10 protein-coding genes are annotated in these 13,803 nt (G+C 63.3%); 8 read left to right on the top strand and 2 right to left on the bottom strand.

Annotated features, from left to right (window positions below; genetic code table 11):
• The first annotated feature begins 68 nt into the window (after positions 1–68).
• The 3 genes from aceF (at position 69) to CSQ92_RS15465 (ending at position 4,956) form a co-directional block, all read left to right on the top strand.
• Positions 69–1,736 carry a dihydrolipoyllysine-residue acetyltransferase gene (aceF, locus tag CSQ92_RS15475; protein ID WP_099394501.1) on the top strand — a complete coding sequence of 556 codons (1,668 nt, stop codon included), beginning with the start codon at positions 69–71 and terminating at the stop codon, positions 1,734–1,736.
• Positions 1,737–1,746: 10 nt separating this feature from the next.
• Positions 1,747–3,531, top strand: coding sequence for a dihydrolipoyl dehydrogenase (lpdA, locus tag CSQ92_RS15470; RefSeq protein WP_070281363.1), 1,785 nt, complete (start codon positions 1,747–1,749; stop codon positions 3,529–3,531).
• A gap of 255 nt (positions 3,532–3,786) precedes the next feature.
• Entirely contained in the window at positions 3,787–4,956 is a 1,170-nt protein-coding gene (locus CSQ92_RS15465) for a hypothetical protein (protein WP_099394500.1), read from the top strand.
• Positions 4,957–4,979: 23 nt separating this feature from the next.
• Here CSQ92_RS15465 and CSQ92_RS15460 read toward each other — a convergent pair whose 3' ends face one another.
• Complete coding sequence (locus CSQ92_RS15460) at positions 4,980–5,699, bottom strand: TetR/AcrR family transcriptional regulator (RefSeq protein ID WP_099394499.1); 720 nt, start codon at positions 5,697–5,699, stop codon at positions 4,980–4,982.
• Between the two features lie 144 nt (positions 5,700–5,843).
• Here CSQ92_RS15460 and CSQ92_RS15455 point away from each other — a divergent pair, with 144 nt between their 5' ends.
• Genes CSQ92_RS15455 through CSQ92_RS15445 form a run of 3 tightly spaced genes read left to right on the top strand, consistent with a single transcriptional unit; the run spans position 5,844 to position 10,173 of the window.
• On the top strand, positions 5,844–7,049 hold the full coding sequence (locus tag CSQ92_RS15455) for an HlyD family secretion protein (protein ID WP_099394498.1): 1,206 nt from the start codon (positions 5,844–5,846) through the stop codon (positions 7,047–7,049).
• A 6-nt stretch (positions 7,050–7,055) separates the two neighbouring features.
• Positions 7,056–8,654: a DHA2 family efflux MFS transporter permease subunit gene (locus CSQ92_RS15450; RefSeq protein ID WP_034786566.1), complete on the top strand. Its 1,599-nt coding sequence runs from the start codon at positions 7,056–7,058 to the stop codon at positions 8,652–8,654.
• A gap of 52 nt (positions 8,655–8,706) precedes the next feature.
• On the top strand, positions 8,707–10,173 hold the full coding sequence (locus CSQ92_RS15445; protein WP_034786567.1) for an efflux transporter outer membrane subunit: 1,467 nt from the start codon (positions 8,707–8,709) through the stop codon (positions 10,171–10,173).
• Positions 10,174–10,182: 9 nt separating this feature from the next.
• Here the strand turns inward: CSQ92_RS15445 and CSQ92_RS15440 are convergent, their stop codons facing one another.
• Positions 10,183–11,100, bottom strand: coding sequence for a LysR family transcriptional regulator (locus CSQ92_RS15440; protein ID WP_099394497.1), 918 nt, complete (start codon positions 11,098–11,100; stop codon positions 10,183–10,185).
• A gap of 111 nt (positions 11,101–11,211) precedes the next feature.
• Here CSQ92_RS15440 and CSQ92_RS15435 point away from each other — a divergent pair, with 111 nt between their 5' ends.
• Together CSQ92_RS15435 and CSQ92_RS15430 are read left to right on the top strand one after the other, a co-directional pair.
• The gene (locus CSQ92_RS15435) at positions 11,212–11,811 is read left to right on the top strand and encodes a short chain dehydrogenase (protein WP_099394496.1); all 600 of its coding nucleotides are present in this window, start codon (positions 11,212–11,214) and stop codon (positions 11,809–11,811) included.
• A 111-nt stretch (positions 11,812–11,922) separates the two neighbouring features.
• On the top strand, positions 11,923–13,656 hold the full coding sequence (locus CSQ92_RS15430) for a dipeptidyl-peptidase 3 family protein (protein ID WP_099394495.1): 1,734 nt from the start codon (positions 11,923–11,925) through the stop codon (positions 13,654–13,656).
• Positions 13,657–13,803 lie beyond the last annotated feature (147 nt).

Here is a 13,803-nt window from a genome sequence, read left to right as displayed (position 1 = left end):
GGCGGTGCGAAAGTGCCGCCCTGGCGTGTGTGCGGGTCCATCTGACAAATAAAATAACGGAGCAAGCTATGAGCATTGTGGAAGTCAAAGTCCCGGATATCGGCGATTTCAAGGAAGTCGAGATCATTGAACTGATGGTCAAGCCAGGCGATACGGTCAAGGTTGACCAGTCCCTGATCACGGTCGAATCGGACAAGGCCAGCATGGAAATTCCATCGAGCCACGCCGGTGTCGTCAAGGAATTGAAAGTCAACGTGGGCGACAAGATCGCCGAAGGTTCGCTGGTCCTGCTGCTGGAAGTGGCGGACGATGCGTCCGCTACGGCCGCGCCTGCCGCTGCACCGGCACCCGCCGCTGCAGCACCTGCCGCTGAAGCCGCCCCCGCCGCCGCTGCACCTGCCGCCCCTGCCGGCGCGCCTGCGCTGGTGGAAGTGACCGTGCCCGATATCGGCGACTTCAAGGAAGTCGAAGTCATCGAACTGATGGTCAAGGTGGGCGATGCGATCAAGGTCGACCAGTCGCTGCTGACGGTCGAATCGGACAAGGCCAGCATGGAAATTCCATCGAGCCATGCCGGTGTCGTCAAGGAATTGAAAGTCAAGGTTGGCGACAAGGTTGCCAAGGGTTCGCTGGTACTGGTCGTGGAAACGACGGGCGGCGCTGCTCCTGCCGCTGCTGCACCTGCACCTGCCGCGCAAGCTGCCGCCGCACCAGCGGCCGCCGTCGCTTCGGCGCCGGCGCCTGCCGCAGCACCTGCTGCCGCACCAGCTCCCGCCGCCGCGCCTGCCGCAAATGGCAAGCTGGCGCACGCCTCGCCATCGATCCGCAAGTTCGCGCGCGAACTGGGCGTGGACCTGGCCCGCGTGGGCGGTTCCGGTCCGAAAGGCCGCATCACCCAGGAAGACGTGCAGAACTTCGTCAAGGGCGTGATGTCGGGCGCCGTCGCCGCACCAAATGCGCCGGCCGCTGCCAAAGGCGGTTCGGGCGTGGGTCTGGACCTGCTGCCATGGCCGTCGCTGGACTTCAGCAAGTTCGGCACGACCGAATTGCTGCCGCTGTCGCGCATCAAGAAAATCTCGGGTCCGAACCTGCACCGCAACTGGGTCATGATCCCGCACGTCACGCAGTTCGACGAAGCGGACGTGACGGACCTGGAAGCGTTCCGCGTCGACACCAACGCGGCCAATGCGAAGAACAAGGATGCGGCCAAGCTGACCATGCTGGCCTTCGTCATCAAGGCGTCCGTCGCCGCGCTGAAGAAATTCCCCGCGTTTAACGCTTCGCTCGACGCCAAGGGCGAAAACCTGATCCTCAAGCAGTACTACAACATCGGCTTCGCGGCCGACACGCCGAATGGCCTGGTGGTACCGGTGATCAAGGGCGCGGACCAGAAGTCGGTTTCGCAGATCGCCCGCGAAATGACGGAATTGTCGCTGCAGGCGCGCGAAGGCAAGCTGAAACCGGCCGACATGCAGGGCGCCAGCTTCACGATTTCGTCCCTGGGCGGCATCGGCGGCACGCACTTCACGCCTATCGTCAATGCGCCGGAAGTGGCGATCCTGGGCCTGTCGAAAGCCTCGATCAAGCCGGTATGGGATGGCAAGGCCTTCCAGCCACGCTTGATGATGGGCACCTCGCTGTCCTACGACCACCGCGTGGTCGATGGCGCGATGGGCGCGCGATTCTCCGTGTACCTCGGCGAAGTCCTGGCCGACATGCGCAAAATTCTGCTGTAAGGAGCGATTGATGAGCACAGTAGAGGTAAAAGTACCGAATATCGGCGACTTCAAGGAAGTCGAAGTCATCGAACTGATGGTCAAGGTCGGCGACACCATCAAGGTGGACCAGTCCCTGATCACGGTCGAATCGGACAAGGCCAGCATGGAGATTCCATCGACCCACGCGGGCGTCGTCAAGGAAGTCAAGGTCAAGGTCGGCGACAAGATCGCCGAAGGCAGCGCGCTGCTGGTGGTGGAAGCAGCTGAAGGTGCGGCTGCTGCCGCTCCTGCGGCGGCTCCTGCACCTGCGGCAGCCGCTCCGGCGGCTGCCCCGGCGGCAGCACCGGCAGCCGTTGCCGCCATCCCGGCCGGCAATTACAGCGGCCAGGTCGACATCGATGTCGACATGATGGTATTGGGCGGCGGTCCCGGCGGCTACTCGGCGGCGTTCCGCGCGGCCGACCTGGGCATGAGCACCGTCATCGTCGAGCGCTACGCCACCCTGGGCGGCGTGTGCCTGAACGTGGGCTGCATCCCGTCGAAGGCGCTGCTGCACGTCGCTTCCGTCATCGATGAAACGGCGCACATGTCCAACACGGGCGTGACGTTTGCCAAGCCGACCATCGACATCGACCAGGTCCGCGCTTACAAGGAAGGCGTGATCAAGAACATGACGGGCGGCCTGGCCGGCATGGCCAAGGCGCGCAAGACGCAAGTCGTCACGGGCGTGGGCCAGTTCCTCTCCGCGAACCATATCGAAGTGACGGCAGGCGACGGTTCGAAAAAAGTCGTGCAGTTCAAGCAAGCCATCATCGCGGCCGGTTCGTCCGTGGTGAAACTGCCATTCGTGCCGGAAGACCCGCGCATCGTCGATTCGACGGGCGCGCTGGAATTGCGCCAGATCCCGAAACGCATGCTGGTCATCGGCGGCGGCATCATCGGCCTGGAAATGGCGACCGTGTATTCCACCTTCGGCGCGCGCATCGACGTGGTTGAAATGATGGATGGCCTGATGCAGGGCGCGGACCGCGACGCCGTCAAGGTGTGGCAGAAGTTCAATGAGAAGCGCTTCGACAACATCATGACCAAGACCAAGACGGTGGCCGTCGAGGCGCTGCCGGAAGGCATCAAGGTCACGTTCGAAGCGGCCGAAGCGGGTGCCACGGCACCGGCGCCGCAAGTCTACGACCTGGTGCTCGTCGCCGTGGGTCGCAGCCCGAACGGCAAGAAGATTGCCGCCGACAAGGCCGGCGTGCAGGTGACGGACCGCGGTTTCATCAACGTCGACAGCCAGATGCGCACCAACGTGCCGAACATCTTCGCCATCGGCGACCTGGTGGGCCAGCCGATGCTGGCGCACAAGGCCGTGCATGAAGGCCACGTGGCAGCGGAAGCTGCTGCCGGCCAGAAGTCGCACTTCGACGTCAAGGTGATCCCGTCGGTCGCCTACACGGATCCGGAAGTGGCATGGGCCGGCATCACGGAAGACGAAGCGAAAGCCAAGGGCATCAAGGTCGAGAAGGGCCACTTCCCTTGGGCCGCTTCCGGCCGCGCCGTGGCCAATGGCCGTGCCGAAGGCTTCACCAAGCTGCTGTTCGACGCGGAAACGCACCGCATCATCGGCGGCACCATCGTCGGCACGCATGCGGGCGACATGATCGGTGAAATCGCGCTGGCCATCGAAATGGGTTGCGACGGCACCGACATCGGCAAGACCATCCACCCGCATCCAACCCTGGGCGAGTCGATCGGGATGGCTGCGGAAGTGTACGAAGGCGTGTGCACGGACTTGCCGCCGCCGCGCAAGCGCTGATAAAAAGTTAACTTTCAGTATAAAAAACCGGGACATGTTCCCGGTTTTTTTATTTCCCTTGACCTGCAGCATAGTAAAACGTGGCGCAGCGGTGTCTTGTGAAAATTGGTGAGTATTGCCGTGTGGAAAAAGTGGCAGAATGGAGGTCTGTAACCATGTTTTGCTTTTGCTTCAACGGAAGCGTGTGATTTTTCCAGGAATGTTGCCAGCGTGGGATACGGTCAAATTCCGCTGTACTGAGAGAGTTTTGCAACGATGAAAAAATTTACCGCCCTTCATATTGCCGATGTCCGTTTGCGCCGGGCCGATGAGCAAGAGCAAGCCGTGATGCTGCATGCCTTGTACCAGGATGTGGCTGCTATCCTGGCGGCAGGCAAGAAGATCGATGCGATTTTCTTCACGGGCCAGCTGGTGGCGCTGGACGCCTGTGCCGATACGACGCCCGTGTATGTCTACGAATACTTCCTGCGCCCCTTGCTGCAGGCGGCCAGCTTGCCCGGCGCGCGTTTCTACCTGGTGCCGGGCAGCCGCGTGCAGGGTGTCGCGGCTGCGGCGCTGGGCAATGCCGGCTTCAGCTTTTTCTCCGCCGACGAGCACGCCAGCGCCGAGCAGCGCGCGTACTACAAGAATATCCACGCCGTGTTCCATGGTCACCAGCATACGGGCGATGCCAGTTCGTTGATGAAGTCGCTGGGCATCCTGTTCAAGAGCAATCCCGGCAGCCTGTACAGTGTGCAGGGTCAGATGGCGGCGTTTGCCGTGCTCGAGTTTGGCACGGGCGCGGCCGATGGCGGCGCGGCTGGCACGCAGTGGACGGTGTCCCTGCGCGAGTTCGATGACGTGAGCAAGAACTTCGCCCTGTCGGTGCTGTACACGCCGAATGGCCAGGAAACGGGGCAGATGGATGCCGAGTATGTGTTTGCCACCTTGCTGCCGCAACTGGCAGGCGAGCGCACTTATCTCGATGGCTTGCTGGGCAAGGCAGGCGTGCAGCAGCGCGTGGACGCCGGCGTGGCTGCCGATGCGCGCGAATTCCTGATCGAACTGGCGTTCGTGATGTTCGAAGCCAAGACCGTCTTCCTCAGCGAGGCGGAGCTGGAGCGTTTTGCCAGCGACTATTGTGGCGTGAAGGGCTGGAGCATGGCGGCCGGGGATTGGCTGGCGCCGCTGTATGCGCATGGCTTGCTGTTGCGGGCCGATGGCCAGGTGGCGTTTTCCTTCGATTACTTCCGCACGTATTTCCTGGCGCAGCGCTTTGAAACCTCGTTCGACCTGATGCGCTATGGCCCGGATCGCTACGATGGAAGTGAGTCTTCACTCAGTCTTGATGGCGCGTCGGCGGCCCAGCCTTTCCTGCGGGCGCTGGGCTTGAGCGATGCACTCGCTGAAGCGGCGCTGCCGGAAGATTGCAGCCGCCCTGGCTGAATTCCCCGGCCAGCCATCCCGCATCAGTCCGCCAGCGGCTGGCGCAGGGTGCCACGCAGGAACAGGTCGAGACTGACCGCCACCTTGGCGCGCAATTGCGCCACATCCGGTTGTGCCTGTGGTGGAAACAGCAGGTGCGACATCTGATCGCCCAGCAGGCAATTGAGCAGGTGCAGCGACAGCATGGAGGGCGTCAACTCCGCGCGAAACAGCGGTGCGATGTCGGGGCGGCTGAAAAACTTGGTCAGCATCTCGCGCGTCTGCCCCGGCCCCACCTTGTAAAACGTTTCCGCCAGTTCCGGGTGCGTGGCCGCTTCGGCCACCACCATGCGATTCAGGCGGATCGCCGCCGGCATGGTGACGAGCTGCACGAACAGCAGGCCGAACTCGCCCAGGATGGTGGCCAGGGGCCGCATATCCGTTTCCAGCGCCGGCATGGTCGAGAAATAGGCGGCGCGGCGCAATTCCACCACGGCATTGAACAAGCCCGACTTGCCGCCAAACTTCACATAGATCGTGCGCACGGCCACGTGGGCTTCGCGGGCGATCATTTCCAGGCTCACCTTTCCATACCCTTTTTCCAGAAACAGGCAGCCGGCCGTGTGCAGCAGGTTGTCCATGCGCGCTTCCATGTCGGCCGCGCGCGGACGGCCGGCTGGCTTGCCGCAGCAGGAAAGCTCCTGGGCGGCATCGTCGGATTCTGTATCGGTAGGCAAGGTATCGCTGAGGCCGGGATCGGACATGGTCTGGGTCTCTTTATAAGTGGAAAAGTAAGTGATGGCTCACACTGTAGTGCAAATTAAAATGAAATGCAATCGTTTCATTTCTTGACTTTGGCTTTTCTTTGCCCAATAATGAACCTATATCATTTCATTTTCGGAGCGAGTATGTCCAACCAGCCAGGCCAGGCAGAGCACAAGGTGCTGACCGCCGTCCCCCCCGCGGCCCCTGCCGCACCTTCCACGCCCGCCGCTTCCGCCAGCTCCGCACCACCGAACAACCGCGTGAAAATCATCGCCGGCCTGATCGTCCTCGTCGCGCTGGGCGCCGGTGCGCGCATGTGGTACCGCAGCCACTATTTCGTGGAAACGGAAAACGCCTATGTGGCCGGCCACGTGCATCCCGTCTCGGCGCGCATTTCCGGCGTCGTCACCAAGGTCTTCATCGACGACAATCAGATCGTGAAAGAGGGCGACGTGATCGCCGAACTCGATCCGTTCGACCAGCGCGTGAAGACCGAGCAGATCGCCGCGCAGATCGCCAGCGCCGAGCAGCAAGTGCTGCAGGCCGATGCGCAGATCGCGCAAGTGCAGGCGCAAGCCAGCGGCGCCCAGGCGCAAGTGGCGCAAGCGGATGCACAATTGCTGCGCGCAAAACAGGATGCGGACCGTTATGGCCAGCTGTACACGAGCCAGATGAAAGCCGTATCGAAAGCGGAACTCGACGCGGCCAACGCGGCCCGCTCGAGCGCCGTGGCTGACCTGGCCGCCCGCCGCGACAGCGCTTCGGCCGCCAAGGCGCAGATTGGCGCGGCGCAAGCTGCGCGCGACGTGGCCAAGGCACAAGTGGCCGTGCTGCGCGTGCAATTGAAGGACGCGGAACAACAGCTGCAATACAACCGCATCCTGGCCCCCGTCGCCGGCCGCATCGGCAAGCGCAACGTGGAAACGGGCATGCGCGTGCAGCCGGGCCAGCAACTGACGGCCATCGTGCAGGACAACGTCTGGGTCACCGCCAACTTCAAGGAAACGCAGCTGGCCGACCTGCACCGAGGCCAGAGCGTGCACGTGACCATCGACGCCATGCCGGGCAAGAAACTGGTGGGTACCGTGGACAGCTTCGCGCCTGCCTCGGGCGCGCAATTCGCCCTGCTGCCGGCCGATAACGCCACCGGCAACTTCACCAAGATCGTCCAGCGCGTGCCCGTGAAAATCGTCTTCCAGCCGGAAGACATCAAGGCCATGAATGGCCGCCTGGTGCCGGGCATGTCGGTGATCGCCGAAGTGGAAGTGAATCAGCCTGAAACGCAGCCGGCTGCGCGCCACGCCGCTGTTTCCGCTCCCGTTTCAGCCGCACAGTCCACCACCCGCTAAGCTTCCATGAGCAGCCCCTCCACCACGCTGGCGAAGCCGCCAGCGTTTCCCGTGATCGACGAAAAAGTCTCCGGGCGCACCTGGCTGGCGGTCGCCGCCGGCATGCTGGGCGCCTTCATGGCGGTGCTCGACATCCAGATCACCAACTCCTCGCTCAAGGATATCCTTGGCTCGCTGTCGGCCACCCAGGAAGAGGGCTCGTGGATTTCCACGGCCTACCTGGTGGCGGAAATCATCGTCATTCCCCTCACCGCGCTGCTGGCGCGCGTGTTCGGACTGCGTACCTACATGATCGGCACCACCGCTTTCTTCCTGCTGTTCTCCACCCTGTGCGGGGCGGCCTGGAACCTGGAAAGCATGATCGTCTTCCGCATGCTGCAGGGGTTCACCGGCGGCGCCCTGATTCCGATGGCGTTCACCCTGGTGATGCTCAAGCTGCCGCCATCGAAGCGCGCCGTCGGCATGGCCATCTTTGGCTTGACGGCGACCCTGGCGCCGGCCATGGGACCGACCCTGGGCGGATACCTCTCCGAGCTGTATGGCTGGCCATCGATCTTCTACATCAACTGGGTGCCCGGCGTGCTGCTGATCGTCGGCATGATCTATGGCCTGGACAAGGAGCCGCTGCAACTGAAGCTGTTCTGGAAGGCCGACTGGCTGGGCATCTTCTTCATGGCCCTGGGCCTCGGTTGCCTGACCATCTTCCTGGAAGAGGGCAATTCGAAGGACTGGTTCGACTCGGGTTTCATCATCGCCTTTGCCGCGCTGGCCCTGACGGGCATCCTGGGCTGGGTCGTCACCAGCGCCACGCGCGCCGAACCGTTCGTCAACCTGGCCCTGTACGGCCAGCGCAATTTCCTGGTCGCCACCGTGCTGTCGGCCGTGACGGGCATGGGCCTGTATGGCTCGGCCTTTTTGCTGCCGCTGTTCCTGGGCCAGATCGCCGGCTACTCGCCGATGCAGATCGGTGAAGTCATCATGTGGGTGGGCTTGCCGCAGCTGTTCATCATGCCCTTCGTCGCCAAGCTGTCCTCGACGGTGGATAACCGCATCCTGTGTTCGATCGGCCTGCTGCTGTTTGGCGGCTCGTGCATGATGAATGCCTACATGGACGCTTCCACCGGCTACGACCAGCTGCTGTGGTCGCAGGTGGTGCGTGCGCTGGGCCAGCCCTTCGTGATGCTGACCCTGTCGAACTTCGCCATGAAGGGCATCGCGCCGAAGGACATGGCATCCGCTTCGAGCCTGTTCAACATGACGCGCAACCTCGGCGGCTCGATCGGCATCGCCCTGCTGGCCACGGCCCTGAGCACCCGCGAGCACTTCCATTCGCAGCGCCTGGGTGAAGCGATCAATGCCTATTCCAGCGCCACGCAGCTGCGCATCGACCAGCTGACGTCCTCGTTCATGGCCAAGGGGTATGACGCCGTCACGGCCGGCAACCAGGCCTTGCAGGCGATCGATGGCATCGTGCGCCGCGAAGCGTATGTGATGGCCTATAACGACGGCTTCTTCCTGATCGGCGCCATCCTGCTGGCCTGCATCGTGCCCCTGTGGCTGGCCGACAAACTCAAAGCCCCCGGTGGCGGTGGCGGCGGTCATTGACCGCGTACGCAAACACCTCAAGAACAAGAAGGTACACATCATGAACATAGTTATGACCAAAATCGCCGCAGCCGCCTCGCTGGCCGTCCTGCTTGCCGCCTGCGGCACCGTGGGCCAGGATTTCAAGGCGCCCGCCAATCTGGCCGGCATCGACACGGCCACGTTCCGCCATGGCGCGGGTAGCGCGGACGCCGCGCAATTGCCGGCCGAATGGTGGAACGTGTTCGGCGACGACACCCTGAACCGGCTGGAACAAGCCGCGCTGCGCGACAACCCGAGCGTGAAAGCGGCTGGCGAGCGATTGCTGCAGGCGCTGGCGCAAAGCGGCACGGCGCGTGCGAACCAGGGGCCTAGCGTGAACGTCAGCACGGGCATCTCGAATTCGCGCACCTCGGCCAACACCTCGCAGGGCCTGGCCCTGGGCAACCGCTCCATCAGCGGCAACAATTTTTCCGTGGGTGGCACGCTGTCGTACGAAGTGGACTTGCTGGGGCGTGTCAAGCGCATGGTCGAAGCGGCCGATTCGCAGGCGCTGGCGGCGCAGGCGGACCGCGACGGCGTGCTGTTGATGCTGTCGGCGCAAGTGGCCAGCAACTACTGGCAGCTGCGCGGCCTCGATGCGGAAATGGCGATCCTGAATGGCGCGCTCGATACGCGCCGCGAATCGGCGCAGCTGGTCGAGGCGCGCTTCAACGCGGGCCTGACGAATGAGCTGGACCTGGCGCGCGCGAAAGTCGAACTGTCGAACGCGCAGGCCGACCTGCATGAAGTCAAGCGCCAGCGCAACCAGCTGGAAAACAGCCTGGCCACCCTGACGGGCAAGCCGCCGTCGGCGCTGCAATTGCCGGTCGCCGCCGATCCATCCATCTTGCCGCTGCCGCCAGGTATCCCTGTCGGCCTGCCTGCCAGCCTGCTGGCGCACCGTCCTGACCTTGTTTCCAGCGTGGCTGGCCTGCGCGCGGCGAACGCGCAGGTGGGCGTGGCCGAAGGCGCGTTTTATCCGACGCTGCAATTGACGGGCAATTTCGGCTACGCCTCCGAAAAGCTGCGCGACCTGGCGCAGGGCGGTTCGCGCCAGTTCAGCTTTGGTCCGCTGGCCCTGTCCCTGCCGATCTTCGACGGTGGCCGCAACCAGGCCAACCTGGAGTTGAGCAAGGCGCGCTATGCGGAAGCCGTGGCGAACCATGAAACCAAGCTGCTGACGGCCTTGCGCGAAGTGGAAGATGCGCTGTCCGACGTGGAGCAGCGCCAGTTGCAGGGCGACGCCCAGGCCCTGTCGCAGGCAGCGGCGGCGCGCGCCTACCTGGTGGCGCGCACGCGCTACGAGCGCGGCATCTCGACCTACCTGGACGTGACGGACGCGCAGCGCAGTTCGCTGGCCGCGGACCGCGCCGCCGCGCAGATCAAGACCCAGCGCCTGCTGGCGACCGTCGCCGTGGCGAGGTCTTTAGGTGCCGGCTGGCAGCCGGACGGCGAACTGGCCAAGCTGGCGTCGGCGCCCGCCGCAAAGGTGAACTAAGCTTCCCGGTTACGTGAGCGTGGCCGGCGGCGGTGTCGCCGCCGGCCCGTAGCGTTCCAGCAGAAAATCGATGAAGGTCGTCAGTTTCGGCGTGGGCTGGCGGTCGCGCGCATACACGAGGTGCATGGGGCGCGGCGCCGGCACGTAGTCGGCCAGCAGCGGCACCAGCCTGCCGGCGGCGATATCGCCGGCCATCAGGATTTCCGCCTGCATGACGATGCCGAAGCCGTGCAGGGCCGCTACGCGCAGCGCCTGCCCATTGTTCGAACGGAAGCGGCTCTCGCGCACAGGGCTGCCATCGTCGTCGCCGCTCCTGGCCAGGCGCCAGCGCACATGGCGCGTCCATTGCATGAAGTCCAGGCATTCGTGGCGCGCCAGGTCGGCCGGCGTGCGCGGCGTGCCGTGTCTGGCCAGGTAGGCGGGCGCGGCGCAGATCACCATGGCATACGGCCGCAGCGCGCGCGCCACCATGGCGGAATCTTCCAGCTTGCCGATGCGGATGGCCGCATCGAATCCTTCCTCCACCAGATCCACCGTCCTGTCGTTCAGGTTCAATTCCAGGCTCACTTCCGGATAGGCATCGAGGTAGTCGGCCAGCAGCGGCGCGATGCACTCGCTGCCGAAGGACACGGGCGCCGTGATCTTCAGCTTGCCGCGCGGCGCCGTGCGCATGGCTTCCGCGCCCCGTTCGGCCGCATGGATGCTGCCCAAAATCTGGCGGCACTGCTCCACATACTGCTGGCCGATTTCCGTCAGGCTTTGCCGCCGCGTGGTGCGCGCCAGCAGCCGCGCGCCCAGCCGCTCTTCCAGGTATTTGATGTGCTTGCCCACCATCACGGGCGAGATCCGGAACGCATCGGCGGCAGCCGTGAAACTGCCCGCATCGACGACGGCGACAAAAATTTCCATGCTGCGCAATTTATCCATGGCGCCTTGATTGCAAACTGTAGATTAGTAATCTTGTAAATTCTAGCGTATTTATTCCTTTTTGTAAGCGGCGCATACTGGCTCCATCGTTCAACCAGACTAGGAAGCATCATGAAAATCGTTATCATCGGCGCCAGCGGCACCATCGGCACGGCCGTCGCCGCCCAACTGGCGCAACGCCATGAAATCATCGAAGTGGGCAGCCGCAGCGGCACGCACCAGGCCGACATGGGCGACATCGTGCAAGTGCGCGCCCTGTTCAAGCGCATCGGCAAGGTCGATGCCGTCGTCGTCACGGCCGGCAAGCTGCATTTCGGCCCCCTGGCCGAATTTACGCCCGAGCAGTTCCAGCTGGGCCTGGACAGCAAGCTGATGGGCCAGGTCAACGTGGCGCTGGTGGCGCAGGAATACCTGAACGATGGCGGCTCGATCACGCTCACGAGCGGTATCGTGGCCGACCAGCCGATCCGTTTCGGCACGGCCGCCACCATGACCAACGCGGCCGTGGAAGGTTTCGTACGGGGCGCCGCCATCGAGTTGCAGCGCGGCGTGCGCATCAATGTCGTCAGCCCCACGGTGCTGGAAGAGTCGCTGGAGTCGTATGGCCCCTTCTTCTACGGCTTCGAACCGGTCGCCGCCAGCCGCGTGGCGCTCGCTTACAGCCGCAGCGTGGAAGGGGCGCAGACGGGGCAGGTGTACAAGGTCTGGTAAGCCGCTTGCCATGCCATGGGGCAGGTGGGACAATCGCAGGCTGAACAAGGAAGCGGCCGCGCCGTGATGGTGCGGGGCGCTTGCTTGCTGTGAACCACACACCGAGGCCCCATGAAAAAGATCCTGATTCCCCTGCTGATGGCCGCCGCCGTCGGCAGCGCCTGCGCCGCAACGCAAGCGGCCGCATCCGCAACCCCGGCCACCGCCGCGCAACTGACGGCCATGAGCGCGCGTTATGCGCCCGTCGCGCTGACTGCCGATGTCACGCACCTGTCCGCAGGCGACCGCGAGGCCATCGCCAAGCTGGTCGAAGCGGCCAAGCTGGTCGACGTGCTGCAGCTGCGCCAGCGCTGGTCCGGCAATGAAGCGCTGTGGGCGGCCTTGAAGAAGGACAAGTCGGCTCTGGGCCAGGCCCGTTTGAACTATTTCTGGATCAACAAGGGGCCATGGTCGGTGCTCGACGCCCATGCCTCGTTCATGCCCGCCAGCTATGCCGGTATCGCGATTCCCGCGCACAAGCCGGAAGCGGGCAACTTCTATCCGCAGGGCGCCACCAAGGCCAGCCTGGAAACGTGGATGAACGGCTTGACGGCGGACGACAAGCAGCAGGCGCAATGGTTCTTCACGACGATTCGCGCGGGCAAGGATGGCACCTATAAGACCGTCAAGTATTCGGATGAATACAAGGTGGAACTGAAGCAACTGGCCAAGCTGCTCGACGAAGCGGCCGCCGCCACGGACAACGCATCGCTGAAGAAATTCCTGACCCTGCGCGCCAAGGCTTTCCTCGACAACGACTATCTGCCGTCCGACTTCGCCTGGATGGACCTCGATTCGCCCGTCGACATCACCATCGGCCCCTACGAGACGTACAACGACGAGCTGTTCGGCTACAAGGCCGCCTTCGAAGCCTACGTGAACATCCGCGACCAGGCGGAAACGCAGAAGCTGAACTTCTTCGCCAAGCACATGCAGGAGCTGGAAGACAACCTGCCGCTCGACGCCCGGTACCGCAACCCGAAAGTGGGGGCGCTGGCGCCGATGGTGGTGGTCAACCAGGTGTACGGCGCCGGCGACGGCAACATGGCCGTGCAGACGGCCGCCTACAACCTGCCGAACGACGAGCGCATCATCAGCGCGCGCGGCTCCAAGCGCGTGATGTTGAAGAATGTGCAGGAAGCCAAGTTCAAGGCCACCTTGACGCCGATCTCGAAACTGGTGCTCACGCCCGAGGCGCAGCAGGATGTGGATTTCAATTCCTTCTTCACGCACATTCTCGCGCATGAAATCATGCACGGCCTGGGTCCGCATGCGACCGTGGTCGACGGCAAGCCATCGACACCGCGCCAGGACTTGAAGGAAGCCTATTCGACCATTGAGGAAGCCAAGGCCGACATCACGGGCCTGTTCGCGCTGCGCTACATGATGGACAAGGGGCAACTGAACGATACCCTGGGCCAGGGCGAGGCGGCCGAGCGCAAGCTGTACAACACTTTCCTTGCCTCCGGTTTCCGCACCCTGCATTTCGGCTTGACGGATTCGCATGCGCGCGGCATGGCCATCCAGATGAATTACATCCTCGACAAGGGCGGCTTTGTATCGCTGGGCGACGGCAAGTTCGGCGTCGATTTTGGCAAGATCAAACAGGCCGTGATCGACCTGGACCGTGAATTCTTGACCATCGAGGCGACGGGCGACTATGCGCGCGCGAAAGACCTGATGACCAAGTACGTGGTGATCCGCCCCGAAGTGCAGGTGGCGCTCGACAAGATGAAGGCCGTGCCCAACGATATCCGCCCGGAATTCGTCACGGCCCGCGCGCTGGACAAGGCGGCGAAGAAATAAGCTGACCTTGATTATTATCAGTGTGAAAAGCCGGTGCCTCTGCGCCGGTTTTTTTTTGTCTTTATTTATGAAAAGTTGCCAGTTTTTCCTTGTGGAAATATTTTCACCGCTTACTCTGCAGCGGTATATCCTCTTTTTCCCGCCGAT

The sequence above is a fragment of the Janthinobacterium sp. BJB446 genome (assembly GCF_002735655.1).
Taxonomy (GTDB): domain Bacteria; phylum Pseudomonadota; class Gammaproteobacteria; order Burkholderiales; family Burkholderiaceae_D; genus Janthinobacterium; species Janthinobacterium lividum.
This window is presented reverse-complemented; position numbering and strand designations above follow the sequence as displayed.